Raw genomic sequence first — 26,806 nt, 5'->3', positions numbered from 1 at the left:
CCGGTTCCTTCGCGAAGAAGGAAACGGTCCAGACCTTATCGTATGAAAAATTGCGTAACCGGCGGCCGGGCCGGGATTCCCGCTTGTGCGGAATCAGGCCCGGATCGGGGCTTCAGCCAAACCGGCCCATGATGTATTCCTGGGTCATTTGGTTCGAAGGGTTGGAGAACAGCTTGGTCGTGTCGTCGTGCTCGATCAGGTTGCCCAGGTAAAAATAGGCGGTCGAATCGGATACGCGGGCAGCCTGCTGCATGTTGTGCGTCACGATCACGATGCGAAGATCTTTTTTGAGTTCGATAATCAGCTCTTCGACTTTGCCGGTCGATACCGGGTCAAGCGCCGAAGCGGGCTCGTCGAGCAGCAGGATCTGCGGGCTGACGGACAGCGCGCGCGCGATGCACAGACGCTGCTGCTGGCCGCCGGACAGCGACAGCGCGGATTCCTTCAGCCGGTCTTTGACTTCGTCCCACAGCGCGGCGCGGCGCAGGCTCTGCTCGACGATCTCGTCCAGCTTCTTTTTGCTGCGCGTGCCGTGGTATCTCGGACCGAACGCGATATTTTCGTAAATGGACTTGTAGAACGGGTTCGGGCGCTGCCAGACCATGCCGATCTTCTGGCGCAGCGTGACCGCATCCGTGTTTTTGTCGTTCAGGTCCTGGCCGTCCATCCAGATCCGGCCGTCGACGCGCGCGGACGCGATCTCGTCGTTCATGCGGTTCAGGGAACGCAGGAAGGTCGACTTCCCGCAGCCCGAAGGTCCGATCAGCGCGGTGACGCTTTTCTCGGGAAATTCCATGTTGATCTTTTTGACGGCTTCGTTCGTGCCGTAAAACACGCTCAGTTCTTCCGTCCCGAAACGGGGCTGCGTACGGGTCTGTGTCTGCATGGCGGGAGTCCTCCTATTCCATCCGCTTGGAAGCGGTAATCTTGCGGTATACGAAGCGGCCGAACCAGCGTGCGACCAGGTTGAACAGCAGGACCATAATGACGAGCACCGCGGAGGCGCCTGCGGCGACCTGCTTCGCGTCCGGCACTACGCCTTCGCTGTTCAGCTTCCAGATGTGTACGGCGAGCGTCTCGGCCGGACGCAGCGGGTTGATCGGGGACCGCGGATGCAGCGGGTTCCAATCCGTGAAGTCGAGCGGCGGCGTCGTCATGCCCGACGTGAACAGCAGCGCGGCGGCTTCGCCGAACACGCGGCCGGCGGCGAGAATCGTGCCGGTGATCAAGCTTGGCAGGGCGACGGGCAGCAGGATCGACGTGATGATCTTCCACTTGGACAGCCCGAGCGCAAGCCCGGCTTCCTTCTGCTCTCTCGGTACGGCGCGGAACGATTGTTCCGTAATCCGCACCATGAGCGGCAGGTTGAAGATCGCCAGCGCGATCGCGCCGGACAGCAGGGAGTAACCGAGATCGAATGTGTTGACGAACAGCAGGAGGCCGAACAGGCCCACGACGATCGACGGGAACGAAGACAGCACTTCGACGACGAGGCGGATAAAGGCGGTGACTTTGCCTTCGCGCGCATATTCCGCCATATAGATGCCGCCGCCGAGGCCGATCGGCACCGTGATGATCATCGTCAGCACGAGCAGGAACAGCGAGTTGAACAGCTGCGGCCCGATACCACCGCCGGCCTTCATGTTCTGCGAAGGCGACGTCAGGAAGTGCCAGTCGATATGGGCGATGCCCCGGAACAGAATAATGCCGAGCAGGCCGGCCAGGATCGCGACGATGACGACCGCGAAAAAGACGATAATGCCGGTCGCGAGTTTGTCTGCGGTTTTTGCGTTCACAGTTTATTCCTCCTTTGGAGCAGCCGTACCGCAATGATGAACACGAAGGTCATAAAGAGCAGCATCAGCGCCATACTCCAGAGGACGTTGTTCTGTACCGTTCCGGTTACCGTGTTGCTCATGTTCAGGGTGATCACGCTGGTCAGGGTCGAAGCCGACTGGACCAGGGAAGTCGGCAGGAACGGAGCGTTGCCGATAACCATCTGTACGGCAAGCGCTTCGCCGAAGGCGCGCGCGATACCGAGGATAATACCTGTCCACAGCGAAGGTGCGAGCGTAGGCAGCACGACGCGGTAGATCGTCTGCCAGCGCGTCGCCCCGAGGGCGTAGGACGCTTCGCGCATGCCGCGCGGCAGCGAAGCCAGCGCGTCGGCGGCGATGCTCGTGATCGTCGGCAGAATCATGATCGACAGCACGAGCGCACCCGCTCCGACGCCGTAGCCGACCGAGGTGCCGCCCGTCAGCGAGCTGATGAACGGAATCAGGACGGTCAGGCCGATAAAGCCGTAGACGACGGACGGAATGCCCGACAGCAGCTCGATAGCCGGCTGCAGGATTCGTTTGCCTTTGCCCGGCACGATCTCGGTCATGAACAAAGCGGCGCAGATGCTGAGCGGGCCGGCGATCAGCGCGGCAAGCATCGACACGACGAACGAACCGGCGATGAACGGCAGCGCGCCGAACGACGGGGTGTCGCCGGTCGGATTCCAGCTGCGGCCGAACAGGAACTGGCTCAGGCTGACGCCGTCTTTGGTGAACGTCGCCAGTCCTTTGGAAGCGACGAAATACACGATCGAGACGATGACCACGATAAGCATAAGTACGCACAGATACGTATAGGTTTTGCCGATCAGATCTTCGCGGCGATGCCTGGCGAGTCCTCGCGAGGCGGGTTTAGTATTTTCCATAATTGGTTACCCTCTCCATTCTTTGTTACACGCGCAAACAGAGGCGGAGAGACCGCCTCTGTTGTGCCGGTGCTGCCGAGCTTACTGAATCGTTTTGCCTTCTGCGTCACGCTTCGTTTCCATGCTGGATACCGGGATGTAACCCAGTTCCACAACGTCGGCGTTTTGCACTTCTTCAGTCATCATGTAGTCCAGGAAAGCTTTGGCCGCGCCTTCAGGCTCGCCCTTCGTGTACATGTGCTCGTAAGCCCAGATCGGGTACTTGCCGCTCTGCACGTTCTCTTCCTTAGGCTCTACGCCTTCGTAGCTCAGTGCCGTTACGGTGTCGTCGAGGTACGAGAACGCCAGGTAACCTACAGCGCCTTTGGTATCGGCCACGATTTGTTTAACGGTACCCGACGAATCCTGCTCGATCGCGCCCGGTACGTTTTCTACTTTTTCGCCCAAAGCGTATTTCTCGAAAGTAGCGCGTGTGCCCGAGCTGCTCGGACGGTTAACGATGACGATCGCTTGATCCGCACCGCCGACTTCTTTCCAGTTCTTCACTTTGCCGCTGAAAACGTCCAGCAGCTGCTGCTTCGTCAGGTTTGTTACGCCCGTATCTTTGTTCACGACAGTTGCCATAGCGACAACCGCGACTTGATGATCGACCAGTTCGGCTGCCTTGTCGGCATCCAGTTTTTCTTCCGCGAACACGTCCGAGTTGCCGATGTCGGCTGCGCCTTCGGATACTTGGGTCAGACCCGTGCCGCTGCCTCCGCCTTGTACTTGAACCGTCACTTCAGCGTTTTCGGTCATGTATTTCTGTCCCACTTGATCGACCAGCGGCTGCAAAGCCGTCGATCCGACTGCCAGGATGGAACCCGATACGGTCTCTGCCGCAGGCGTTTCCGCAGCTGCCGGAGTCGTGCCTGAACCTGCTGCCGGTGTTTCCGTGGTAGCCGTCGTGCTGCCGTTACCGCAAGCGGTAAGCGCGAGCATTGCGGAAAGTGTTAAAGTGCCGAATAACGTTTTTTTCGATTTCATGTCTGGTTTGACCCTCCTAGTGGTGTTCATACGATTGCGGCCGTCTTCTCTCTGTCCGAGTTGTCCGTGCCGCTTAACAGTTCCTATTGTAGAGAGCGAAAATTAACGCAAAACCATTGTTTTGTAAAAACAGTGTAAAATATTGCGGCTTTGCGTTTCTATTTTAAAAAAGCAAAAAAAGAAGCCCGCGGAATTCCGCAGACTTCTCGGTTGGAGGTCGCCGCATTCAGCGCGCCGCTTCGAGCATGCGCCAAAATGCGGGCTTCGGCCGAAGTTTCCGGTCGAACGGCAGCGGCCAGTTCAACCGCCCGCGCACCGGGAACCCGTCCAGCCACGTTCGCGTATCCGCCGCTCCCCAGAACGTCACCGAATCGATCGCGGAGCGGTATTCGCGAAACAGCTTGAAGATCTCTTCGTACCGCTCCGTCAGGCGTTCTTCCATCTCGGGCGTCGGGCGGAGCAGGTCGGTTCTGCGGTCTTCGAACCGGAATGCCGACACGTCCAGCTCCGTGATATGCAGCCGAACGCCAAGAGAAGCGTAAAGCTCGATTGCTTCCTTGATTTCGTCGATCGGGGGCCCGTACAGATTCCAGTGTCCCTGCATGCCGATGCCGTGCACCGGCGCCCCGGCTTCCAGCAGCGAGCGCACGAGCCTATGGATCTTGACCCGTTTGACGGGATCGGTCTCGTTGTAATCGTTGTAGAACAGCCGGGCGTCGGGATCGGCTTCGTGCGCGATACGGAACGCCCGCTCCAAATAGTCTTCGCCGATCCGCTCCAGCCACTTGGTCGGCCGCAGGTACCCGTCGCCTTCGTCTTCCACCGCTTCGTTGACGACGTCCCACGCGCCGATTCTGCCGCGGTAGCGGCCCATGACGGCGTGGGCGTGGTCTTCGAGGCGCCTCAGCACCTCTTCGCGGGAAGCGTCGCCGCCGTCCGCTGCGCGGAACACCCAGTCCGGCGTCTGGTTGTGCCAGACGAGCGTATGCCCGCGCATCGCCATCCCGCCGCGCTGCGCGAATTCGACGATGGCATCGGCCGCTTCGAACGCGTAGCGCCCTTCTTCGGGCTGGATCTCCTCGAACTTCATTTGATTCTCGGCGGTGAGGCTGTTGTATTGTCCGGCGATGAATGGACCTTCGCGCCGCAGCGTGTCCGTGCTTACGGCGGCGCCGATCCGGAACAGGCCGGCATAGGCTTCATGCAGGGAAGGGATTGCGGTGTCCATCGGATTCGCTCCTTTTTTCTTATTATGTTCTCTCGGGCTTCCGGTTTGCCGTTTATTGCGGTTATTGCGGTTATTCCTTAACGCTGCCGAGCTGCAGGCCGTGCACGAAATATTTTTGCAAAAACGGATAGACGACCAGGATCGGCAGCGAAGCGACGATGGTGATCGCCGCGCGGATCGACACCGGCGTCACCTGGCTCTGCGCGGCGGCGGCCGGGTCGGCCCCGCTCGATACGGCCGCGCTGCTGTTCAGGTTCATCGAAGACGACAGCAGCTTCATCAGCTCGAACTGCAGCGTGCTGAGTTCCTGCTTGGACGACGCGTACAGAAACGTGTCGAACCACGAATTCCACTGCCCGACGGCCACGAACAGCGCCACGGTGGCGAGCACCGGCTGGCACAGCGGCAGGATGATCGACATGAACGTGCGGAAATCGCCCGCGCCGTCGATTTTCGCCGATTCGATCAGCCCTTCCGGCAGCGTCTGGATATACGTGCGGATGACGATCATGTTGAATGCGCTCACGAGTCCCGGCACGATATAGACGAGGAAGTTGTTGAGCAGATGTAGGTCTTTGATCAGGAAATAGGTCGGAATCAGCCCCGCGCTGAAATACATCGTCAGCACGACCAAAATGGTGATCGGCTTGCGCAGCAGATAATCTTTGCGGCTGAGCGCGTAGGCGAGCATCGAGGTCAGGAACAAGCTGAGCACCGTCGCGATCACGGTCCGGGCCACGGAGACCCAGAACGCGTTCAGGATGTTGCCGTTCGCGAAGACGGCGCGGTAATTTTGTCCGGTCCACTCGCGCGGCCACATATAGATGCCGCCGCGAATCGTATCGTTGCCCGCGTTAAGCGATACCGCAAACGTATTGAGAAATGGATACAGCGTAATGACGGCCACGGCGATCATGAGCAGGCCGTTGAGCGTATGGAACACGAACGGTTCGATCTGCGTTTTTTTGGCATTCATCGCTTCTGTCCTCCCTTAGATCAGCCGGTCTTCGCCGAGCCGCTTGGCAATGGTGTTGGCGGCAAAGATCAGCGTAATGCTGACGACCGTCTTGAAAATGCCCGCCGCGGTCGCGAGCGAATAGTTGCCGATCTGCAGGCCGTATTTGAGCACGAAAATATCGATGGTCTGCGACCAGTCTACCACGATGCCGTTGCCGAGCAGATACTGCACTTCGAAGCCCGCTTCGAGCATCCAGCCCATATTCATGATCAGCAGGATCACGACGATCGACTTGATTCCCGGCAGCGTGATATACAGCATCTTGTGGTAGCGGTTCGCTCCGTCGATCTCCGCCGCTTCGTACTGGGACGGATCGATCGACGTGATCGCGGCCAGATAGATGATCGCGTTCCAGCCGAGTTCTTTCCATACATGGGAACCGCCGACGATGCCCCAGAAATATTCGGGCACGCTGAGCCACATGATCGGTTCTTGAATCAACCCGAGACTCATCAGCACCACGTTCACGATGCCGCCGTCGACCGACAGGGAGCTTGCCACGATGCCCGTTACGATGATCCAGGACAGAAAGTGCGGAAGATACGAGACGGTCTGGATCGTTCTTTTGAAAAAGCGTCCTTTGATCTCGTTGAGCAGCAGGGCGAACACAATGGCGGTCACGAACCCGAGAATCATGTTGATCAGACTCATGGCTACGGTGTTGCGCAGCACCCGCAGAAACGCGTCGTCCGTGAACAGAAACGCGAAATGCTTGAAACCGACCCATTTTTGTTCCGAAAACGCGCGGGCGGGACTGTAGTCCTGAAAAGCCATGATCCAACCCCATATCGGATAGTACGAAAAAACGAGAATGTAAACGACGATCGGCAGCGACATGAACATGAGCTGCTTTTGGCTGCGCATTCGCTTCAACAGCGAAGATTTGGGCAGGTCCGCGGACGCGGATTTGCGCGTAACGGCTTTGGCCATCCTATTCTCCCCCTAACCGGCTCTGCGGCCTCGATCGGCGAGCAGGGACGGGAGATGCGCTTCGAGCGCTTCCCCTGTCCCGATTCGCCTTCCTGTCACGATTACTTGTCGGTGGCCCAGTTCTTGATCCGCCACTGGATCTGTTCGTTCACGCGGTCTTCGTACGATTTGACGTTGATCTTGCCGAATTCCGAGACGTACTTGTCCCAGGCGGAGTCGAATTGGCCCGGTCCGGCCATGACGGCCTGCGGCAGATGCTTGAGCGAAGCGTCCGTCATCTGCTTGTTGGCGACCGAAGCGTCGGAGCCTTCGATCAGGTCGATCTGCCAAGCCGGGTAATAGACCGGGTTTTCCGGCGCCGGCGAGAAGAAATCGCTCCACGTCTTGAATCCGTACGTGTCGAGCAGCTTTTTGTCTTCGTCGCGCAGGCTGGCGTAGAATTCTTCCGGCTGGTCTCCGGGACCGGTGCCGTTGCCGTCGCTGAACGTGCCCTGCGTCTTCGGCGCGGCTCCGTAGAAGCCGTCCGCGCGGTTCGCAAGCTTCCAGGCGGGATCTTCCTGCTGCTTGCGCTGCTCCGGCGTGCGGTAGAAGCGCCCTTTGTCGTCGACCATGTAGTCGACGCCTTCTTCGCCCCAGCTGAGCATCTTCTGGTATTTCTCGTCCATCAGCGCATCGAGGAACTTGATGACGCGTACCGGATCTTTGGCGTTTTTGCTAATGCCGAAGCCGTTGTTCAAGTTGATGACCGGACGGTCGAGATAATGGTCCGTGATACTCTCGTCGTAGACGAGCGGGAAGCCGACGTACGTCTGATCGATTTTGTTTTGCGAAATCAGCGTGTCTTCGGCCGGCTGGAAGTTCCAGTGCTGGTCGAACATGCCGAGCACGCGGCCGGACGACAGCTTGGCCAGGTATTGGTCGTAGTTCTGCACGAACGCTTCCTTGTCGAACAGCCCTTCGTTATACAGGCCGTTCAGCTCCTGGTAATACTGCTTGGAAATGTCTTTGTCCGCGAACACCGAAGCGACGTCGTTGTCGACCACGACGCCCCCGTCGTTGGGGTGCCCCGTGAGATGCTCCGGCGGGTTCAGCAGCGGGAACGTCCGCCAGTCAGAAGCGAGCGTCGTGAAGCCGATGGTCGGCTGTCCGTCGATCGTCGGATTTTTGGCGGCGTAATCGCGGATCAGCTTCAGGTATTCGTCCAGCGTCTTGGGCGTCGGATAACCGGCGTCTTTGAGCACCGCTTTCTGAATCCAGAAAGCCGGACCGGAATACGAATTGCTGACGAATTCGCCGGAATAGGCGCCGTAGTTCGGCAGCCAGTAGATATGGCCGTCGCTGGAATCTTTCATCCGGTTCCAATGCTGCGCGTAATGCTTTTTGAGATTCGGCGCGTGTTCTTCGATCAGGTCTTCGAGCGGGATGACCGCCCCGGCCGCCACCAGCTTCGTATCGGCCGTGATCAGATCGGCGTATTCGCCGCCGGCGATCATGACGCCGAGCTTCTGCTGCAGGTCGCCGACCAGGAATTCCATGTTCAGCTTGACGCCGAGCTCGTCCTGAATCTTTTTGTAGATCCGGTTATTCTCGGCCGGCGCCTGGTTCGGCGTACTGATGAACGCGGAAATCGTCACGACTTCCGAACCGTCCTGCGCCGTTTCTTTTTCCGCGCTGCCGCAGCCTCCGAGCGCAAGCGCGGTCGCAAGCACGAGCGATGTCGCTCCCCATAGCTTTTTCATGTTTGACCTCCCCATTAGTGAACCTCCTTGTAAGTCGAACGCTTTTTTGTAGTCGAATACTCTTTGCTCCTTTATTATGCTTGAATGTATACGCTTACATAATAGGTGGATTTAAGCTTCTTCCCCCCTGAATTTAAGCACTCTCGCGCCCGCGGCATGAAAAAGGGCGCTCAGCTTGAAGCCTGCGCCCTGTATTCCGCCGGCTTCAAGCCGGTCTTCTTCTCGAACTGTTTGAGAAAATGCGGGTAGCCTTTGTACCCGACCCGCTCGGCGATCGCGGAGGAAGGCAGGTCTTCTTCGAATAGAAGCCGGCATGCTTCTTCGATCCGCAGCTCGTGCACGAACTGCGCGATGCCGACGCCGTATTTGCGGGTGAACGACTGGCCCAGATAGACCGGATGTACATAGAAGCGTTCCGCCAGTTCGCGAATCGTGAACGTCTCGGCATAGCGTTCGCGCAAAAATTCGGCGACCTGCGCCTGCACGCCGCCTCCGCTGCGCTCGGTCAGCCGGGATGCCTGCAGGCGGCAGTCGAGGCAGAACTTTTCGAGCGCCAGCCCCGTCTCCGCCAGATCCGGCAGCAGCGGAACGTCCCGGCAGAACGGCGAGCGCCGGATCGTCTCTTCGGAATCGCCGCCCAGCTCTTCGCAGACGTAAGCGCAGCGCAGCACGATCCGCGCCGCGAACATGCGCACCAGCTCGGGCGAGGTCAGCCGCGCCCGGAAACCGGCGAATGCTTCGCCCAGCAGCCGGACGATCTCTTCCCGGCTCCCGCCTTCCGTCAGCGCGGCGATCCGGTCGGCCTGTTCGAGCACGGAGGCGTCGAACGACAGCCGCTTGGCGGCGATATCCGCATAGAGCACGAGATCCGATCCGCCGAAGAAGAGGAAAGCCGCGGCTTCTTCGGCGCTTCTGAGCGACGCGCCCAGCTCCTCCGGCCTCTCCACGGAGCGGCCCGCGGCCAGGCGCACCTGCCCCGCCGACTCGGGCGGCAGCCGGTCCAGCAGCGCCTGACCGAAAGCCCGGGCGGCTTCGCCCGCTCCGAGCGCCGCCGCCTCATCCGGCAGGCCCAGCACGATGCCGACCGCAAATCGGCCTTCGTCGATCAGGCGGCAGCCGTCCGGTCCGGCCTGCAGCGGCGCGAGCGCTTCCCGGACAGCCGGCATCCACTGCGCGTTGGTCGTCAGCCGCAGATAGACCCATTCGCCTGCCCGGCTCGACAGCCGCTCCAGCGCGCCGCAAAGATCCGGGGTCTGTTCTTCTTCGTCCCCGCCGAACAGCGCAAGCGACAGCGCCCGGCGCTCAAGGCCGATATCCGCCCGCAGCGCCTGCGCGGAGCGGCGCGTGCGTTCTTCGAGCTGCGCGCGTACGCGCCGCAGCATCTCGTCCGTCTCGTCGTCCATCAGCGGCTTGGTCAAATAATTCGATACGCCGAGCCGCATCGCGCGAAGCGCATAATCGAAATCGTCGTACCCGCTCGTGATGACGAACAGCGTCGAGCGGTCGCCGCCTTCGCGCGTCTCTTCGATCAGGCGCAGCCCGTCCATGACCGGCATGCGGATATCGGTCACGACGAGGTCAGGCGCGTCGGCGCGAATACGGCGGATCGCTTCTTCGCCGTTCTCGCACGTCCCGCCGATCCGAAATCCGTATTTGTCCCAATCGACCAGCAGCTTGAGCCCTTCGATCGCCAACGGTTCGTCGTCGACCAACAATACCTCGTATTTCGTGTCCATGTTCAGGCCTCCTTGTTCCACGGATACGTCTCGTCTTCGCCGCGCGTCAGCCAGAACGACGGAATGACGAAGCCCGCTTCCGTGCCTTCTTCGATCCGGCTGCGCAGCACAAGCCTGACATCCCGCCGGTAAAACAGTTCCAGGCGCCGGTGCACGTTGCGCAGCCCGACGTTCGCGCCGTCGGCAGAACTTTCCGCGCGCATCAGATCGTTCACTTCTCCAAGCTTGCGTTCGCTCATGCCGACCCCGTTGTCGCGAACGAACACGCCCAGCCCTTCGCCTGTCGCCCGCGCCGAGATGGTGATCAGGCGTCCCGACTTCCAGCCCTGCAGGCCGTGCTTGCACGCGTTCTCGACGAGCGGCTGGAGGCTCATGCGCGGAATGCGCAGCCCGGCGGTCCACGGCTCGACTTCGAACGCGTAATCGAACCGGTCGCCGAACCGGAACTTCTCGATTTCCAGATACATGCGGATAAATTGCAGTTCTTCTTCCAGCGGCACCAGATCGTCGGGACGGCTGAGCAGCTGGCGCATGAGCAGCGACAGATTTTTGACGATGACGGTCACTTCCTTGTAGCCGTTGCGGGTGCAGACGACGAGCACGGCGTTCAGCGTATTGAACAGAAAATGCGGGTTCACCTGGCTCTGCAGCATCGCAAGCTCCGTGCGGACGCGGTCCAGCTCCAGATTTTTCTGGCGGATCTCCAGCTTGTACACGTCGTTGATCAGCGAGCGGATCCGGCCGGTCATCAGATTGAAAGCCCGAATAAGTCCGCCGATCTCGTCCCGGCCTTCCGGAATATCGATCAGGTCGAACCGTTCGCTGCGCACCTGCTCCATATGCCGCGACAGCCGCTTGATCCGCGCATGGTACGAACGGAACACGAAAAAGATCAGCAGCGAAGGCACGATCGTGCTTACGATGCCGAGTCCCAAAATGGAGCGCAGCGATTCGTTCATCAGGCCGTCGATGTAGCGGGTGTCCGCGATGCCTACAAGCTTCCAGCCCCGCACGTAGTTCAGGCTGCCGAGCGGGCGTTCGAGGGCGAAGCCCGAGGACAGCTGCTCCGGCGTCAGTTCCGGATTGGCGTAGAAGGCACCTTCTCCGTCGCGTCCGCCCAGCCCGTCGGCCACGACGCGGCCCCGGTCGTCGACCAGCCTGAACCGCACGCTGCCGCTTTCCCGGTTCAAGATCGACGAGATGCGGCCCAAATCGAGGTCGACACGCGAATATTTGGCATAGCCCGAGTAGGACGGGTAGAGGTCCATCCGTCCGGCGATACTGATCCGGCGGCCCGGCTTGTAAAAGTCGTCGTCGAGATAAGCGGCTGCGGCAATCGCGGACGAAGAAGCGCCCAGCGCCGCGATCCATTCCGGCACTTCGCCTTCGCCGGGCACGACCCGGTAGTTCGATCCGGTCTGAATACTGTCGTTGGCCGTATAGACGCGCACGTCCGCGATGTTGGCGGACATGTAGCGGGTCAATTTGTCGCGCAAAAAATCGTCGTAGACGGCGTAATAATCGGCCGGGGACGCATACGTCCGGTCCAGCGCTTCGTACAGCGAATCGTCGGACGCGATCGAGCGGCTGAGCGCCACGCTCTCATCGATCATGCCGAGCAGCTCGCCGCCGGCGCGTTCGACGGAACGCCGCAGGTTCTCCTGCTCGCGCAGCTCGATGTCCGCCGAAGTCCGTTCATAGAAGAACAGGTTGATCGACATGATCGGCAGCAGCACGCAGAGCAGGTAGATCAGCAGAAACTTCCGTTTGAGCGGCAGATCGTTCAGCGCCGGCAGCGCAAAGCCGCGGCGCTTCACTGCGCACTTCCTCTCTCCCGGGTCCGGTAGAGCGAAGGCAGGTCGCCGGTGACGGCCTTGAATTTGGCGCTGAAATATTCCGTGTCGTGATAGCCGAGCGCGCCGGCGATCTCGGCGATCTTCATATCGGTGCGCCGAAGCAGCTTGCGCGCTTCTTCGGCCCGAAGACGATGCACGTAATCGTTGAAGCCGTATCCGGTCGCCCGTTTGAACTGCTGGCCGAAATAGACCGGATTCAAATGGCATCTGGCGGCCAGGTCGCGCAGCTGCAGCTTGTCGCGGTAATGCTGCCGCATATAGTCGATCGCTTCGGCGATCGGAGACGCGCCCGACGCGCCGGCCGGCCGCTTGGACCGAACGCGCTCCGCCGCCTCCGTGCAGCGCCGGAGCAGTTCGGCTTCCGCGGGTCCGGCCTCTTCGTCGAACCGCCCGGCCGCCGGGGCAGACGCCGCAGCCGGCGAATCTTCCCGGCGCAGCAGCTCGCCAAGCAGATGGCGCACGACGCTTTGCGCCCAGCCGCCGGGCACGCGCAGCCGCCCGAACAGCCCGAACAGGTCCGATACGGCGCAGGATACCGCGTCGACCTCTCCGCCGTCGACGCGTTCCAGAATGCGTTCGGCGAAAGCGAGGCATTCCGCGAAGCCGACGCTGCCCGGAATTTGCGCTTCGTCATGCCGGTACACGCCGCCCTGGCCGAGCGCATGCAGGCGCTCGCGCAGCGCGATCGCCTGCGCGTACAGCCGCGCAAGCGAGTCCGGCCCCCGGCCGGTGCCGCTGACGTAGACGGCCGTGCCGGCGGCCGAAGCCGCGAGCTGCCGCAGGTCGCTTTCCAGCGCGTCCGGCGCGCAGGCGGCGAGCAGGCCGAGTCGGCCCCGGCCGTCGTCGAACGTCCATGCCGGCGTGCCGGCGGCGCGCAGCCGCTCCGCCGTGCGCTTCAGCGCGGCGCGCGGCAGCGCACGGGCGCCGCCCGTCGGCGCGCACGGCGCTTCGAGCAGCAGCACGCACAGCGGCGCGCACGAAGCCAGACCGAGCGCGCCCGGGCCGCTAGGCAGGCCGCCCTGCAGCAGGCGCATCACTTCCGCTTCTTCGGCGGCCGCCTGCAGCACGGCCGCCGAAGCGCGGTCGGTGCGGTCGCGGCCGAGCAGCGCGAACAGGTCGCCGAGTAGGACCTGGATCTCTTCGGGCACGATCGGCTTCAGGACGTAACGATCCGCGCCGAAGCGCAGCGCCTGCTGCACGTAGCCGAATTCGGCATAGCCGCTGACGATCACGCTTCGGGCATGGGCGCCCGGGCGGTTCTTGATCGCCCGGATCAGCTCCAGCCCGTCCAAGACGGGCATGCGAATATCGGTCACGACGAGATCGGGACCGACCGAACCGAACAGGTCAAGCGCTTCTTCGCCGTCGGAAGCGGCCCCGCACAATTCGTATCCCGCCCCGGTCCAATCGACCATCGTCTTCCAGCCTTCCAGCATCAGCGGCTCATCGTCCGCTACGATGACTTTGTACATGCGCGTCTCCCCCTGTGCTTCGCTTTTTTTCCAGTATGTCACCAGCTGGCGGAGCCGACAATGTACGCATCTACGTTTTGTTGGACAATTCAACGCTGACTTGTAAGCGTATTCTTTATTCGTCGAGCAGATTTTCCCGATAGGCGGCCGGGCTGAGTCCGACGACTCCCTTGAAGCTGCGACTAAAATACGCCGGGTCGGCATACCCGATCTGACGGGCGATCTGATACACTTTCAGGCGGCTCTGCCGCAGCAGCGCGCAGGCGCGGTCGATCCGAATCCGGGTCAGATGCCAAGTGAATGTGCGGCCCGTCTCCGCGGTGAACAGCGCGCTGAGATAGTTCGGCGTCAGCTCCAGCCGGGCGGCCAGGCCGGCGAGCGTCAGTTCGGAATCCGCATAGTCGGATTCGATGACTAGCAGCGCCAACCGGACGGTCCGGTTCACGAAGTCGAAATCCGGCAGCCAATCGGCGGCTTCGCTCAGGCCGAGCCGGCTCAGGCTCTGCCGGTACAGCCCTTTGAGCTCGCCCGACGAAGCCGCGACGCCTCCGAGCCCGATCCGTACCGGCTCGTTCAGCCGGTGCTCCAGCAGGCGGCGGCAGTCGGCCGCGTATTCTTCCAGCGGCGGCACGCTGTAGCCGTCCGTGAACAGGACGGCGGTCAGCAGCCGTTCGCCCGCGGCGACGACCGAGACGCCGAATCGGCCGAGCTCGTCTTCGAGCAGGATTTTCGCGAGAAACCGGTCCGGCTTGGTCCAAAATGCGCGGTCGGGCACCATCACGGTGAACAAGCCGATCCAGCGAAACGGCGGGAACAGCGACCGGTCGCTCAGCCGGTCGCCGTCGTCCGGTCCGCCGAGATAATCCTGCATCTTTTTCTCCAGCGCGTAGCGTTCCCGCAGCATCCGGGCTTCTTCCGGCTGCACGGTCGCGGCCATAGCCGGATCTCCCCCCGCTTCGGGCCGGTCGAACGCGTACTGGCACAGCTCCAGCAGCAGACGCAGAATACAAGTGCGGATCGCGAACGATTCCGCCGCCAGCTCTTCTTCCGTCTCGCCGGACAGGAGCGACAGACGTTCCAGATCGGGCTTCAGCCGCGTGGTCAGTTCCGAGTCGGCGGCATGGAGCCGGCTGCCGAGCGCGGCCAGGCGGCCGTACATGACGGCGTCGTCGATATCGAAATGCAGGCAGAAATAAGTCATCGACGCCGGGCTGCCGATCTCGCTGCCGTGCCGGCAGCCCGGCGCGATCAGGATCAGCTCGCCCGGCTGCTGAAGCTGCGCCTGGCTATTCAGGCGCATGACCTGCTGCCCTTCCAGCACGTAATTCAATTCGAACAGCGCATGGTCGTGCTCCGGGTACGACCAACCGGGCGATACTTTGCGCCAATGCGCACCGCACATTTGGAACGAGAAATGCAGATCGGGCAGCGCATGCTGCCCGAGATTGAATTCCCGGCCGCCTCCGGCTTCGGAAGTCCAAGACATGGCGATTCCTCCTTCTTTTCTCGATATTGTCGAACGCTTCTCCGTATTGTGTCTCCTTATTGTCGAACACTTATTCATGTGGCCAAACGCTTCTTGATTATACGCCAAAACGGAGAGACCCCCGCCTTTCGCTCGAAAGGCGGGGGTCCCGGGTCTACCTTCTCGCAGCCGATGTTCAGCCCAGATCCGGCGCGTCCGTCAATTCGACGAACGGCAGCGAAGACAAGCCACGGCTTCCGCCCTTTTCGCCGAAGCCGTGCAGGTCCAGCACGACGATCTCGTTCTCGCCTTCGCGCAGCAGCGGAGCCGGCACGTAGAGCGTGTTCGTCGGACCCGCCTGCCAATAACGGCCGAGCAGGAACCCGTTGATCCAGACGACGCCTTTGCGCCAGCCGTCCGTGCGAACGAACGTGTCGGCCGTCTCCGACACCGCGAACGTCCCGCGATAGAACGCGGGACGCGCCCCCGACGCTTCGCCGCGTGCCGCATCGGACGCGGCGGCCTGTTCGGCGTCCGCAGCGCCCTGCGCGTCTGCTTCGCGCCGCGCTTCGGTCGCCTGCGCCGCTTCCGCCGCGGCATGCAGCGCTTCGTTGTCCGCCGCGGCTCCGGCGCTGCGCAGCACCGCTTCTTCGGCGGCCAGCTCCGCGAAGCCGGCTGTCTGCGCGGGCGAAGCCGCGGGTTCGCCCCCGCCCGGTTCAAGCGGCTCGAACGCGAGCGCCGACAAATCGTCCAGCGGCAGCGGCGTAATGTCCCAGCCGTGCAGGAATTGATTGCCGACGCGAACGCCTTCGGTAATGCCTTTGCGGTCGCGCATGAGCGGCCCGTAATTGATCCGGCCCATATTCTCGACGAGAATATCGAGGCGCAGCCCGCCTGTAGGCACACTCAGCCGAATGCCGCCCTGCTCTTCCCAGCGGCTGACGAGCGCGATCTGCTTCCCGTCTGCGAACACAAGCGCCCGGTCGCGCACGTCCTGCAGAAACAATCTGCCGCCGTCGTGTTCGCTGCCGATCTGCGTCGTGTACAGGATGAAGCCGTAATTCTGGCCGATTCTTTCCATCGGTTCCGGCACGGCGCTGCGGATCGGCGTTCCCGACAGAAGCGCCGCCTGCTCCAGCAGTCCCGCGCATTCGCCCAGCTCCACGCGCCCGTACGCTTTTTTGGGCAGCGGCGCGGGCGGCTCCGGCGGTGTCAGGCCAAGACGCTGCGACAGCAGCTCCCGCACCGCGAAGTAGGCGTCCGACGGATCGCCGCTTTCGCTCAGCAGCGCGCTGTAATCATAGCTGGTTACCGTCGGTTCGTATTGGTTGACATGGTTCGCGCCGTTCATGAAGCCGAAATTGGTCCCGCCGTGGAACATATAGAAGTTGAACGACGCGTTCAGGTCCAGCATCCGCTCAAGCTCCGTCACGATCTCGGACGCGGAGCGCGTATGATGCGGGCCTGTCCAGCGGTCGAACCAGCCGTCCCAGAATTCCATAACCATCAGCGGACCTTCCGGCTGGTGCCGGCGCAGCTGTTCGAACGCGCCGAGCGTGCCCGAACCGAAATTGACCGTCGCCAGCGTCCCGGCCAGCGAACCCGCGCGCAGCATCGGCACTTCCGGGCCGTCGGACGTGAACAGCAGCACGTCCATGCCGCGCCGGACCATACCGTCACGCAAATATTCCAGATAGGCGGTGTCCGACCCGTAGCTGCCGTATTCGTTCTCGATTTGCAGCGCGATGATCGGTCCGCCGACGCTGCACAGCAGCGGGCGCAGACGCGGCAGCAGCTCGTCGAAATAAGCGTCCACTTTGGACAGGTACGCCGTATCCGAGCAGCGCAGGCGCAGATCGCCGTTCTCCAGCAGCCAGGCCGGCAGGCCCCCGAATTCCCATTCCGCGCAAATATACGGACTCGGCCGGACGATGACGTGCAGACCGAGCGAGCCGGCCAATCGCACGAAAGCTTCCAGATCGGCGATACCGTCGAAAACGAACTGTCCTTCCCGCGGTTCGTGCAGATTCCACGGCACGTACGTCTCGACCGTATTGAAGCCGCAGGCGATCAGCCGGCGCAGGCGGTCTTCCCAATAGGCCGGCACCACGCGGAAATAATGGATCGCTCCCGAGCGCAGCTGCAGCGGTTCGTTGTCGTAATAAAAGTGGTCTCCTCTTGTCTCAAACGTCGGCATAAGCGACCTCCCGTTCATCTGGATTGCGTCCTCCGGGCTGGAGCGGACAGGCAGGCAAGCCCGCGCGCCGTCGTCCCGATAGAGACAACTTCGCGCCGGCGGAGCCGCCTTCCTTCTTTTTGCATAAAAGCTTTATTTTTAAGACCCTTTTTCCAGCGCCTGTCCCCGAAAAGCCGGATACGTCTCCACGTGCTCCAGAAATTTGCGCAGCGCGGGCGACGTATGTTCGCCGCTTTTGAGGCAGATGCCGAGCCGGCGATAGGCGGGTACGCTGAGTTCTTTTTGCACGACGCGGTACGGGGTCCGGTTCAGCACGAGCTCCGGCAGAATGCTGATCCCGAGCCCGCTCTCGACCATCGAGATGATCGCGTAATCGTCCCGGGCGGTAAAGCGCACTTTCGGATGGATGCCGTGCAGCTCGAAGATGTCCCGGATCTCGTTGACCGTGCCTTCTTCCAGCAGCAGAAAAGGCTCCTCGCCCAGCGCCTCGACCGGAAATCGCTCCAGGTCCGCCAGCGGATGATGCTCGGGCAAAATGGCGACCAGCCGGTCCTGCATGAGGAAGCGGCTCTCAAAATCGCTCCGCACGGGCAGCCGCTGAAATCCGCAGTCGGCCTGTCCGGTATCGAGCCAATTCTCGATATCGCTGTAATGGCCGTGCAGCAGCTCGAAGTCGACGCCCGGATACTGCTGCTGGAACGTCTGGATCAGCCCCGGCAGCCAGTTGACGGCGGCGCTCGTGAACGTGGCGAGCCGGATCAATCCGGAGCGGAGCCCGCGCAGGTTCGCCGTCTCGTCGATCAGCTCCCGGTGCGCCTGGACGACCTGCCGGATGTACGGCAGCAGCCGCTGTCCGTCCGACGTCAGGCGGATGCCGGAACGGTCCCGGATCAGCAGCGTCAACCTCCATTCTTTTTCGAGCGCGTTCAGCATATGGCTGATGCTGGACTGCGTATAACCGAGCGAGGCCGCGGCTTTGGTCAGGCTGCCGGTCTCAAGCGTTTTGAGAAAAGCTTCGTATTTGTGGGTCGACATCGTCTGCCTCTTTCCATCATTAAAATTGTTCATGTTAAACATGAAAAACATTCGCTTTGCTCATGCTTTTCTTCAACTTATACTGAGAAAGGCAAAAAAACAACGGATTTTTATGCAGGTTTTTCAAACTCTATACGACCGGAAAAGGATGACGAAAAGAATGAAGATGCACATGACGAAAAAAACGGCCGATCTGTCGATCGCCCTGGTCTCGGCGGCCTGGGGCTCGTCCTATTTGCTGATGAAATTGGGCCTCGACGGCATGGAGCCGTTTATGCTGATCGCCTGGCGGTTCCTGCTCGCCTTCGCGCTGACGGCGCCGCTGTTCTGGCGCCGAATACGGCTGGCCGACCTGAAGACGGTCGGCTATGCCGCGGTGCTCGGGTTCGTGCTGTTCGTCATGCTGGCGCTGCTCATTACGGGGCTGGAGACGACGACCGCGTCGTCGGCCGGCTTCCTGACCAGCGCCATGGTCGTCTTCGTGCCGATGATCCAGCTCGCGATCACGCGCCGCCGGCCAAGCTTCGCGATGGCGGCCGGCATTACGCTTACGATGGGCGGGATCGCGCTGCTGACACTCCAGCATTCGCTCACGTTCCAGAGCGGCTCGCTGCCCTGCCTGCTCGGCGCGTTCGTTTACGCCGTGCATATCGTGCTGACGAACCGGTTCGCCAAGCGCGCCGACGGCCTCACGCTCGGCGTGCTCCAGCTCGGCTTCACCGGCTTGTTCGGCCTGCTGCTCGGCTTCGGCTTCGAGACGCCGTCGATTCCGCACGGCGCTTCCCAATGGACCGCCGTGATCGGCCTCGCCGTCATCTGCAGCGCGTTCGGGTTCGTCATGCAGACCGTCGCGCAGAAGCATACGTCGCCCGAGCGGATCGGCGTGCTCTTCTCGCTGGAACCGGTCTTCGCCGCGCTGTTCGGCTTCGTGTTCCTGGGCGAAATGCTCGGCGCGCAGGGCTATCTGGGCGCGCTGCTGATCCTCGGCGGCGTCATGGTGTCGGGTCTGAAGCTTGCCCCGGCCCGTTCGCTGCCGCGCCCTCCGCGGGTGCCGGGCAGCCGTTCGCGCTCCCGCGCCAAAGACCGGGAGTTCCGGACGGAAGCCGGCGCCTGAGTGTCAGGCCGGCTGGCCGGTCGATTGGTCGATCGGTCGCGAGGAACGTTCTCCGCTTAGGCCGCGGTCTCGCGACTTCCGGCCGCCTCTTTCGATCCAAGTTCAAAAGCCCGTTTCGGCTGCTGCCGAAACGGGCTTTTTCGTGCGGATCACAAATCGGTCGAGGCTGCGCGGCTGTGCCGAACACGCCGCTATCCGAGCTGCCGCTGCCCGATCCGCTGCCGCCGCGCGGACCGCAGCGACAGAACTTTTTTCCGATCCGCATGTGCGTCTGACCCCCGATCCGCCGCATAAGTGACTTCAAAGTGCCTATAGGACTTCAAAGTGCGTACTGGTCACCACTTCGCTCCGGGCGCACACTGAAGAGGAAGTTACACCAAAACCGTTACCGAAAAAGGAGCCTGCATCCATGAACCCATCCCGACCTTACGTCCCCGCCGCAGCGGCCGACCCGATCGAATCCGCCGCAGCGGCCCGCCCGCTTCAAGCTTCCGCACCGAAAGTCGCCCTGATCGTCGGGGCCAACGGCGTCATCGGACGCAATCTGGCGGAGCATCTGGTCTCGCTGCCCGACTGGACCGTTATCGGCGTCTCGCGCCGGGGCGGCGAATCGTCCGATCGGATCCGCTATCTGTCCGTCGATCTGCTGGATGCCGGCGCTGTGCGGGAAGCGCTCGCCGGATTGTCGCAGGTCACCCATATTTTCTACGCCGCCTATCAGGACCGCGGCACGTGGGCCGAACTCGTCGCGCCCAATCTAGACATGCTGGTCAACGTCGTCGACGCGCTGGAACCGGTCGCCGCCGATCTGCGCCATATCAGCCTGATGCAGGGCTACAAAGTGTACGGCGCGCATCTGGGGCCGTTCAAGACGCCCGCAAAGGAAAGCGACGCTTTCCATATGCCGCCCGAATTCAACGTGGACCAGCAGCAGTTTCTGGAGCGCCGCCAAGTCGGCAGCCGCTGGACCTGGTCCGCGCTGCGCCCGTCCGTCGTGTGCGGCTTCGCGCTCGGCAATCCGATGAATCTGGCGATGGTCCTCGCGGTCTATGCGTCGCTGTCCAAAGAGCTCGGACTGCCGCTGCGATTTCCCGGCAAGCCCGGCGCGTACGACAGCCTGCTGGAGATGACCGACGCCGGCCTGCTCGCCAGAGCGACCGTCTGGGCCGCGACGGACGAGCGCTGCGCCAATCAGGCGTTCAACATCAACAACGGCGACCTGTTCCGCTGGAGCGAAATGTGGCCGAAGATCGCCGACTATTTCGGGATGGAGACCGCTCCGCCGCTGCCGATGCCGCTGAGCGACGTGATGCGCGGCAAAGAGAGCCTCTGGGACGGCTTGGTCGCCAAATACGATCTGGCCCCGCATACTTATGCGGAAGTGTCTTCGTGGGCGTTCGGCGATTTCGTGTTCGGCTGGGATTACGACTTCTTCGCGGACGGCGGCAAAGCCCGGCGGCTCGGCCTGCACGAATACGTCGACACCGAGCGGATGTTCACGGACATCTTCGACGATCTGAAGCGCCGCAAAATCATTCCGGCCTGATCGGGTTCGCAAGCTTGCGGCAGGTCCGCTCGATATGCGCGTCGCCCCACCGGCACATGGCGTGCAGGATGTCTTTGAGACTCCATCCGTATTCGGACAGTTCGTATTCGACTTTGGGAGGGACGGTGTTGTGGGAGATTCTCACGATCACACCGTCCTTTTCCAATTCCTTGAGCTGCTGGGTGAGCACTTTCTGCGTCACGGCCGGCAGCAGCCGCAGCAGTTCGCCGTTGCGCTTTTTGCCGAACGTCAGCAGGAACAGGATCACCGGCTTCCATTTGCCCCCGATTACCTCAAGCGTCGCTTCCACCGCCGTATTGTACGTCTTGACCGGTTCGCTCACGGGCGGAACGTCCGGCTGTCGTAGTCCCCGCGCAGCATGCCGTACACTTTCGAGTCGATATATTCGCCGTTGTAGGCGAATTCTTCGCGCTTGACGCCTTCGAGCACGAATCCGTTTTTGACGTAGGTGCGCTCGGCTCTCGGATTGAAGCTGAACACTTCCAGTCCGATCCGGTGCAGTCCGAGCTCTTCGAAGCCGTATTGAACGAACAAAGCGATCGCTTCCGAGCCGAGGCCCCGCCCTTGGCCGGCCGCTCCGATCAGGATGCGGAAATTGACGTTGCCCGTATTCTCGTCGTATTCGTTGAACACGGCTTCGCCGACCAGTTCCCCGCTGACCGCATCGACGATCGCCAGATCCAGCCGGTCGTTTGCAGCATTGCGCGTGTCATACCAGACGCGGACATGCTCAGCTTGTTCGAGCGTGGTCGATGCGTGCGCTTCTTCGTCGTTTTCGGCCGAACCGGTCAGCCGCCGAACGTCCACTTCTTCAAGAATGGACACCATCTTTTCCCCGTCGCCCGGTTCAAAAGGACGCAAAATCGTTCGCTGCCCGGTCAATACCGGTTTTTTCGTAAAATCCGCTTTTTTCATGTCGACTCTCCTCCGATTTGATTCTAAATTCATATAGAAAGAGTATAATGATAAGGTTGCTTGACGACCAGACTTTTTTGAAAAAGGAGTGACCTTTCGATGTCCGCTACGACTTCGCCGCTGCCTCCAAGCGAGCCTCCCGCTTCGCGCGAACGCGTCGGGGAATGGGGGCTGCTGCGCGGCTTGTCTTTTCTCGCCATCGTGCTTCAGCACAGTCTGGGCGAATACGTGTACCGCAGCGACATTCTGTACCCGGACGCCGTGACGATCGGGCTGCTGTACCATTTTATCCGCTACGGCACGCTGACGTTCGTATTTCTCGCCGGCGCCATCCTGTTCTATCAGTATGGACGCTCAAGCAAGCGATACGGACCCGTTTTGTTCAAACGGATCGGCGATATTTACGTGCCGTTCGCCTGCTGGACGGTGCTGTATTGGATCGTCGTGCAGCGGCTGTCGGGCCATGCCGTGTTTGCGGTCGGCGATCTGCCCCTGCTGCTTCAGCAGTTCGTGGCACCCACCTACGGCTACCATCTGTGGTTCGTCGTCATGATCTTCCAGTTCTATCTCTTCTTCCCGCTGTTTCGCGGCGCGGCGGCCGGGATCGGACGCTGGACCGGAGCGGGTTCTTCCGAGCGGGCCCGCGCCGTACGGATCGGGCTGCTGATGCTGCTGCTTGCGCTGGCGTACGGCTGGCTTATGTATTTGTCGTATTACCGGATGCCGTCCTGGCAGACGGAAGGGCTGTGGCAGACGCTGCTTCAGTATCGGACGTACGAATTCCCTTATTACGTCTTCTACTTCGTATTGGGGGGCATCTGCGGACTTCATCTGGAACGGTTTCGGGCATTTACGCTCAAGCTGCTGCCGTGGAGCACGCTCGCTTTTATCGGCATGTATCTGTGGATGAACGCCGACCTGCTGCGCTTCTCGGGCGAGCAGATCAACCTCAACGTGTCGACGTACCTGAAGCCGACCAGCTTTGTCGCCGTGACGGCGCAAATCCTGATGCTGTACGGCTGGGCCCTTCTGCTGCAAAAAAACGGCGGTTGGTGGAAAAAAATGCTGCTGCTGTGCGGCAAATATTCGTTCGGCGCGTATCTGTCGCATGCGATGATGCTTATGTTCATCGCCGTGCAGACGCGCGACCTGACGCTGAGCGGCTACCATCCGGCCGCTGCCGTGCTGACCGCGCTGCTCGTCGCGGCCGCGTCGCTGCTGCTGTGCGCGGGACTGTCGCGCCTGCCGGGCGGACGATGGCTGACCGGCGGCGCCGGCAAAAAAAGAAGAACCGCGGATTGATCGCGGTTCTTCAGGCTGTCGAGAAAGTCCTATACGTATGAGAAGAAGCTTGTCGACTGCGGGAGAAATTCGTTCCGGTCGCATGTTGAAATCAGGAAAAAGGATCAAATTTGAATGGGATTTTCCTGATTTCAAAGGCGAACGCTGGCGCTCCTACACTGAATTTCTCCCTCCGCCTCCTCACTTTGTTCAGAATCAGACTTTCTCGACACGTTGAAGAACCGCGGATTGATCGCGGTTCTTCTTTTTGTCGTTCGCGGGTTGCGGGGCCGAATGTATACATACGTTTATAGAAGCCAGGCTGTGCGCTGCGTGATCGGGGTGAATGTTACTGGGTTCGCGTTACGTCGCGTTGGATCTAGCTACTCCTCATACTTATCGAATTTTTACGATCCGATGATACAGCAGCCGCTGCTCCGCGGGCAGCTCCGCGTCTTGATGGAAATGTCCGAAATACCAGGTTCGATACGTCAATCGCTGCTGGATCGCCTGCAAGTAGGCATGCATGCCGTCCGGTTCGACGTCGGTCGGATAGTTCGCCGCTATATGCGCGAGCGCGGACGACGAGCAGGTATGCGTCAGGACGTAATCGACTTCCCAGCGGTGCTTGTCGAGATTCGTCCATCCTGCCCGGTATTCTTCTTCCGAAGGCATCTCTCTGGCCCACCACGACTTCCCTTCCTTCCGCCATTTTTTGTCATGGGAAGCGGCTCCTCCAAAAGTGAAAAATCGCACGCCGTCGATCTCGAACACTTGTCCTCTCATTAGATGCAGCACGCTGTCGTTGATCCGATGCACCGTTCCCCCATTCCATTCCTCGACCGGATACCGCTCAAGCAGATCGAAGTTCTCGTGATTGCCGTCAATGAACAGAGTCGTAAACGACTTGGTCCGATGCAGCCACTTCAACCAATATTGATCTTCCTTGTCTCCGGACCAGATCAATCCGAAGTCCCCGACAATGATCACGTAGTCATTTTTCGTCAGTTTCTTTTGTTCGGGAAAATTTTTGCCGTTCAAACGCTTGTTCACGTCGATCGTACCGTGGATGTCTCCCGTCACATAGATCAAAAAAAGCGCTCCTTTCGTGGGTGGCGCCTGATGTTCCAAAGACACCGATTAACAAAGCCCAATATTTTCCGCGAAAAAAGACAGCCCGGCGCATACGCCGAACTGTCTGGTTCAAACTTCGAAATGTTCGATGGAACGCCTGCGCCGGAAAGCCTACATCGCAAGCGCGTCGCCCCGAAGAACGCCCGCGTGCAGCAGCTTGCTCTGCAATTCTTCGCCGATCGTAACCATCGGCAGACGCAGCGTGCCGTGCGCGATCTGTCCGAGCTCGGCCAGCATCCACTTGATCGGCGCCGGATTCGGCTCTTCGAACAGCAGGCCGATCAGCGGCAGCAGGCTCTCGAAGATGGCGCGCGCTTCGTCCGTCCGGCCCAACCGGAAATTCCGGTACAGGTTCAGGAACTCTTCCGGGCGAACATGCGCCGAAGCGGACATCCCGCCCGCCGCACCGGCTTCGAGAAATTCCAGCAGCCGCGCGTCGTCGCCGCACAGGAACGGCTTGACGGGACCGGACGCTTGCAGCGTCCGCAGCAGTTGCGTGCTGCCGGAACAGTCTTTCAAGGCGGCGACGTTGTCCATGTCCAGAATCGTGCGTACCGTGTCGATCTCCATCCGCACGCCGGTGCGGGCCGGAATCTCGTAGACGATAACCGGCAGGCCGACGGAAGCGATCTGGCGGAAATGCTCGACGATGCCGCGCTGCGAAGGCTTATTATAGTAAGGAACGACGGCCAGCACGGCATCGGCGCCCAATTTGCCGGCGAGTTCGGTCTTCTTGACCGAAGCGCGCGTGTCGTTCGTTCCCGTCCCGAGTACGAGCGGGATCTTCGCCGCACCGATCGCGGACTTGGCGGCGGCGGACAGCAGGCTCAGTTCTTCCGGGCTGACGGTCGGCGATTCGCCGGTCGTGCCGTTCACGACCAGACCGTGCATGCCCTGCGCGACGAGAGACGAAGACAACTTGTGGAACGATTCGAGATCGACTTCTCCATTTGGCAAAAAAGGCGTGATGATCGGCATGTAGATGCCGTGCAGCTGTTGTTCGGTTAACATTGTATTTCCTCCCAGCAGGCTTTTGTTAACTTTACTTTAACATGGAAAATAGTATCGACGTTAGCTATAATAAGTGATGCGAAGCATCAATTATTTTGATGAATAGAACAGACGAAATATAAAAAGGAGCGAATGCCATGGAATTGACCTATCTCCGCACTTTTCGGGAAGTGGCCCGGCGCCAAAGCTTCACGCGCGCAGCCGAAGAACTCGGCTATGCCCAATCCAGCGTCACGATGCAGATGCAAAAGCTGGAACGCGAGTACGGCGTGGCGCTGTTCGAACGCTACGGCCGCCAGCTCCGGCTGACGCAGCCGGGCGAAGCGCTGCTCAAGCTGGCGATGCAAATGCTCGAACTGTACGACGAGTCCAAAGAAGCGATCGGCAACCAGCTGGACGGCGCAGTCACCATCGGAACGATCGATTCGCTGGCCGCCTATTATCTGCCGCCACATTTGCAGCAGCTTCGGCTGAAGCATCCCGGCATCGCGATCCAGATGCTGCCCGACAGCGAGAGCAATCTGATCAACAAGCTCAAAGACGGCGAATACGATCTCGTGCTGCTGCTCGACCGCAAGCCGGCCGATCCTTCGCTGCGCTGCCTCACCGTGCGCGAAGAACCGCTCGTGCTCGTCGCGCCGCCCGGGCATCCGCTTACCGCGACCGGCAGCGCGGACAGCATCCGCCCGAATGACCTGGGCGGATGCGAGCTCATCGTCTCCGAAGGCAGCTGCCTGTACCGCAGCACGTTCGAGAAAGTGCTGCGCGAACACGGCGTCGCGTACCGGATCGGCTTCGAACTCGGCAGCCTTGAAGCGATCAAGCACTGCGTCATGAACGGCCTGGGCATCGCGCTGCTCCCGCAGATCGCCGTCGAGGAAGAACTGCGCCGCGGCACGCTCGCCAGCATCCCGTTCGTCCATCCCGACCTGCGCTTCCACCTGCAAATTCTGCTGCATCCCAAAAAGTGGATGTCCCAGATGCTCCTCACGCTGATCGGCCTCATGACCGGCGAAGACGCCGAGCGGGTAAACGAACGGCTAAGCAGAGCGGACGTATCGGTGAAGTGACGGGAAGCAGAGCGGGCGAAGCTTGGGTTTGTGCGGCTGAGCGGGGCTTGTGCGGCTGAGCGGGGCTTGTGCGGCCGAGCTGGGCTTGTGCGGCCTAGCTGGGGCTTGTGCGGCCGAGCTGGGTTTGTGCGGCCGAGCATTTAAGTGCAGGAGAGCACTTATTTGAGCCAAATGCCGCCGAAATGCCAAATAACTGCGTAGATCCACTTATTTTGCGGAAAAAGACGGTTTGCGGTGCTTGGAACGGAAAATAAGTGCTCCTACGCAACTATTCGCCTCTACACGCACGCATAGGGAGAAATAGATGT

At 61.0% G+C, this 26,806-nt stretch carries 22 protein-coding genes; 4 read left to right on the top strand and 18 right to left on the bottom strand.

Going from position 1 to position 26,806, the window contains the following annotated elements; translation table 11 throughout:
* Positions 1–112: 112 nt before the first annotated feature.
* From pstB to FFV09_RS21230, 14 genes are all read right to left on the bottom strand, one after another.
* Positions 113–886 (bottom strand): phosphate ABC transporter ATP-binding protein PstB, encoded by a 774-nt coding sequence (pstB, locus tag FFV09_RS21295; RefSeq protein ID WP_141449709.1) that lies wholly within the window; start codon positions 884–886, stop codon positions 113–115.
* A gap of 13 nt (positions 887–899) precedes the next feature.
* Positions 900–1,796 carry a phosphate ABC transporter permease PstA gene (gene pstA / locus FFV09_RS21290; RefSeq protein ID WP_141449708.1) on the bottom strand — a complete coding sequence of 299 codons (897 nt, stop codon included), beginning with the start codon at positions 1,794–1,796 and terminating at the stop codon, positions 900–902.
* The gene (gene pstC / locus FFV09_RS21285) at positions 1,793–2,704 is read right to left on the bottom strand and encodes a phosphate ABC transporter permease subunit PstC (RefSeq protein ID WP_141449707.1); all 912 of its coding nucleotides are present in this window, start codon (positions 2,702–2,704) and stop codon (positions 1,793–1,795) included. The genes pstA and pstC overlap by 4 nt, the downstream gene beginning before the upstream one ends.
* Before the next feature lie 81 nt (positions 2,705–2,785).
* Entirely contained in the window at positions 2,786–3,730 is a 945-nt protein-coding gene (locus FFV09_RS21280) for a phosphate ABC transporter substrate-binding protein (RefSeq protein WP_141449706.1), read from the bottom strand.
* 226 nt (positions 3,731–3,956) lie between these two features.
* Positions 3,957–4,958 (bottom strand): endo-1,4-beta-xylanase, encoded by a 1,002-nt coding sequence (locus FFV09_RS21275; RefSeq protein WP_141449705.1) that lies wholly within the window; start codon positions 4,956–4,958, stop codon positions 3,957–3,959.
* A gap of 70 nt (positions 4,959–5,028) precedes the next feature.
* A complete protein-coding gene (locus FFV09_RS21270; protein WP_141449704.1) occupies positions 5,029–5,934 on the bottom strand; it encodes a carbohydrate ABC transporter permease in 906 nt (301 codons plus the stop codon).
* Positions 5,935–5,949: 15 nt separating this feature from the next.
* On the bottom strand, positions 5,950–6,906 hold the full coding sequence (locus tag FFV09_RS21265; RefSeq protein WP_141449703.1) for an ABC transporter permease: 957 nt from the start codon (positions 6,904–6,906) through the stop codon (positions 5,950–5,952).
* Positions 6,907–7,007: 101 nt separating this feature from the next.
* Positions 7,008–8,645, bottom strand: a complete 1,638-nt coding sequence (locus tag FFV09_RS21260) for an ABC transporter substrate-binding protein (protein WP_237401645.1) — start codon at positions 8,643–8,645, stop codon at positions 7,008–7,010.
* 170 nt (positions 8,646–8,815) lie between these two features.
* Positions 8,816–10,381 (bottom strand): response regulator transcription factor, encoded by a 1,566-nt coding sequence (locus FFV09_RS21255; RefSeq protein WP_141449701.1) that lies wholly within the window; start codon positions 10,379–10,381, stop codon positions 8,816–8,818.
* A 2-nt stretch (positions 10,382–10,383) separates the two neighbouring features.
* Positions 10,384–12,198 (bottom strand): sensor histidine kinase, encoded by a 1,815-nt coding sequence (locus FFV09_RS21250; protein ID WP_246098404.1) that lies wholly within the window; start codon positions 12,196–12,198, stop codon positions 10,384–10,386.
* Positions 12,195–13,709 (bottom strand): response regulator, encoded by a 1,515-nt coding sequence (locus FFV09_RS24430; RefSeq protein WP_170315106.1) that lies wholly within the window; start codon positions 13,707–13,709, stop codon positions 12,195–12,197. Before FFV09_RS24430 ends, FFV09_RS21250 begins: the two co-directional genes overlap by 4 nt.
* Positions 13,710–13,824: 115 nt before the next feature.
* Positions 13,825–15,195, bottom strand: coding sequence for an AraC family transcriptional regulator (locus FFV09_RS21240; protein WP_170315105.1), 1,371 nt, complete (start codon positions 15,193–15,195; stop codon positions 13,825–13,827).
* A gap of 175 nt (positions 15,196–15,370) precedes the next feature.
* Positions 15,371–17,371, bottom strand: a complete 2,001-nt coding sequence (locus FFV09_RS21235) for a glycoside hydrolase family 35 protein (protein WP_246098403.1) — start codon at positions 17,369–17,371, stop codon at positions 15,371–15,373.
* A 138-nt stretch (positions 17,372–17,509) separates the two neighbouring features.
* Positions 17,510–18,406, bottom strand: a complete 897-nt coding sequence (locus tag FFV09_RS21230) for a LysR family transcriptional regulator (protein WP_141449698.1) — start codon at positions 18,404–18,406, stop codon at positions 17,510–17,512.
* Between the two features lie 160 nt (positions 18,407–18,566).
* Here FFV09_RS21230 and FFV09_RS21225 point away from each other — a divergent pair, with 160 nt between their 5' ends.
* Both FFV09_RS21225 and FFV09_RS21220 read left to right on the top strand, forming a co-directional pair.
* The gene (locus FFV09_RS21225) at positions 18,567–19,520 is read left to right on the top strand and encodes a DMT family transporter (protein WP_141449697.1); all 954 of its coding nucleotides are present in this window, start codon (positions 18,567–18,569) and stop codon (positions 19,518–19,520) included.
* Between the two features lie 409 nt (positions 19,521–19,929).
* Positions 19,930–21,066 carry an SDR family oxidoreductase gene (locus FFV09_RS21220; RefSeq protein WP_141449696.1) on the top strand — a complete coding sequence of 379 codons (1,137 nt, stop codon included), beginning with the start codon at positions 19,930–19,932 and terminating at the stop codon, positions 21,064–21,066.
* On the opposite strand, the gene FFV09_RS21215 is transcribed toward FFV09_RS21220, so the two are convergent.
* Positions 21,053–21,409 (bottom strand): winged helix-turn-helix transcriptional regulator, encoded by a 357-nt coding sequence (locus FFV09_RS21215; protein ID WP_141449695.1) that lies wholly within the window; start codon positions 21,407–21,409, stop codon positions 21,053–21,055. The genes FFV09_RS21220 and FFV09_RS21215 overlap by 14 nt on opposite strands.
* Positions 21,406–22,002, bottom strand: a complete 597-nt coding sequence (locus FFV09_RS21210) for a GNAT family N-acetyltransferase (RefSeq protein ID WP_141449694.1) — start codon at positions 22,000–22,002, stop codon at positions 21,406–21,408. The genes FFV09_RS21215 and FFV09_RS21210 overlap by 4 nt, the downstream gene beginning before the upstream one ends.
* A 99-nt stretch (positions 22,003–22,101) precedes the next feature.
* Here FFV09_RS21210 and FFV09_RS21205 point away from each other — a divergent pair, with 99 nt between their 5' ends.
* Entirely contained in the window at positions 22,102–23,304 is a 1,203-nt protein-coding gene (locus tag FFV09_RS21205; RefSeq protein WP_141449693.1) for an acyltransferase, read from the top strand.
* Between the two features lie 375 nt (positions 23,305–23,679).
* Here the strand turns inward: FFV09_RS21205 and FFV09_RS21200 are convergent, their stop codons facing one another.
* Both FFV09_RS21200 and dapA read right to left on the bottom strand, forming a co-directional pair.
* Complete coding sequence (locus tag FFV09_RS21200; RefSeq protein WP_246098596.1) at positions 23,680–24,366, bottom strand: metallophosphoesterase family protein; 687 nt, start codon at positions 24,364–24,366, stop codon at positions 23,680–23,682.
* Positions 24,367–24,528: 162 nt separating this feature from the next.
* Entirely contained in the window at positions 24,529–25,428 is a 900-nt protein-coding gene (gene dapA, locus FFV09_RS21195; protein ID WP_141449691.1) for a 4-hydroxy-tetrahydrodipicolinate synthase, read from the bottom strand.
* Positions 25,429–25,565: 137 nt separating this feature from the next.
* Here dapA and FFV09_RS21190 point away from each other — a divergent pair, with 137 nt between their 5' ends.
* Entirely contained in the window at positions 25,566–26,498 is a 933-nt protein-coding gene (locus tag FFV09_RS21190) for a LysR family transcriptional regulator (protein WP_141449690.1), read from the top strand.
* The last annotated feature ends 308 nt before the right edge of the window (positions 26,499–26,806 follow it).

It is taken from the genome of Saccharibacillus brassicae (assembly GCF_006542275.1).
GTDB classification, from domain to species: Bacteria; Bacillota; Bacilli; order Paenibacillales; family Paenibacillaceae; genus Saccharibacillus; species Saccharibacillus brassicae.
This window is presented reverse-complemented; position numbering and strand designations above follow the sequence as displayed.

Coding starts and splice junctions, on each gene's coding strand:
- pstB (WP_141449709.1), bottom strand. CDS start 886: ATGCAGACACAGACCCGTACGCAGCCCCGTTTCGGGACGGAAGAACTG.
- pstC (WP_141449707.1), bottom strand. CDS start 2,704: ATGGAAAATACTAAACCCGCCTCGCGAGGACTCGCCAGGCATCGCCGC.
- FFV09_RS21280 (WP_141449706.1), bottom strand. CDS start 3,730: ATGAAATCGAAAAAAACGTTATTCGGCACTTTAACACTTTCCGCAATG.
- FFV09_RS21275 (WP_141449705.1), bottom strand. CDS start 4,958: ATGGACACCGCAATCCCTTCCCTGCATGAAGCCTATGCCGGCCTGTTC.
- FFV09_RS21270 (WP_141449704.1), bottom strand. CDS start 5,934: ATGAATGCCAAAAAAACGCAGATCGAACCGTTCGTGTTCCATACGCTC.
- FFV09_RS21265 (WP_141449703.1), bottom strand. CDS start 6,906: ATGGCCAAAGCCGTTACGCGCAAATCCGCGTCCGCGGACCTGCCCAAA.
- FFV09_RS21260 (WP_237401645.1), bottom strand. CDS start 8,645: ATGAAAAAGCTATGGGGAGCGACATCGCTCGTGCTTGCGACCGCGCTT.
- FFV09_RS21255 (WP_141449701.1), bottom strand. CDS start 10,381: ATGGACACGAAATACGAGGTATTGTTGGTCGACGACGAACCGTTGGCG.
- FFV09_RS24430 (WP_170315106.1), bottom strand. CDS start 13,709: ATGTACAAAGTCATCGTAGCGGACGATGAGCCGCTGATGCTGGAAGGC.
- FFV09_RS21240 (WP_170315105.1), bottom strand. CDS start 15,195: ATGTCTTGGACTTCCGAAGCCGGAGGCGGCCGGGAATTCAATCTCGGG.
- FFV09_RS21235 (WP_246098403.1), bottom strand. CDS start 17,371: ATGCCGACGTTTGAGACAAGAGGAGACCACTTTTATTACGACAACGAA.
- FFV09_RS21230 (WP_141449698.1), bottom strand. CDS start 18,406: ATGTCGACCCACAAATACGAAGCTTTTCTCAAAACGCTTGAGACCGGC.
- FFV09_RS21225 (WP_141449697.1), top strand. CDS start 18,567: ATGAAGATGCACATGACGAAAAAAACGGCCGATCTGTCGATCGCCCTG.
- FFV09_RS21220 (WP_141449696.1), top strand. CDS start 19,930: ATGAACCCATCCCGACCTTACGTCCCCGCCGCAGCGGCCGACCCGATC.
- FFV09_RS21210 (WP_141449694.1), bottom strand. CDS start 22,002: ATGAAAAAAGCGGATTTTACGAAAAAACCGGTATTGACCGGGCAGCGA.
- FFV09_RS21205 (WP_141449693.1), top strand. CDS start 22,102: ATGTCCGCTACGACTTCGCCGCTGCCTCCAAGCGAGCCTCCCGCTTCG.
- dapA (WP_141449691.1), bottom strand. CDS start 25,428: ATGTTAACCGAACAACAGCTGCACGGCATCTACATGCCGATCATCACG.
- FFV09_RS21190 (WP_141449690.1), top strand. CDS start 25,566: ATGGAATTGACCTATCTCCGCACTTTTCGGGAAGTGGCCCGGCGCCAA.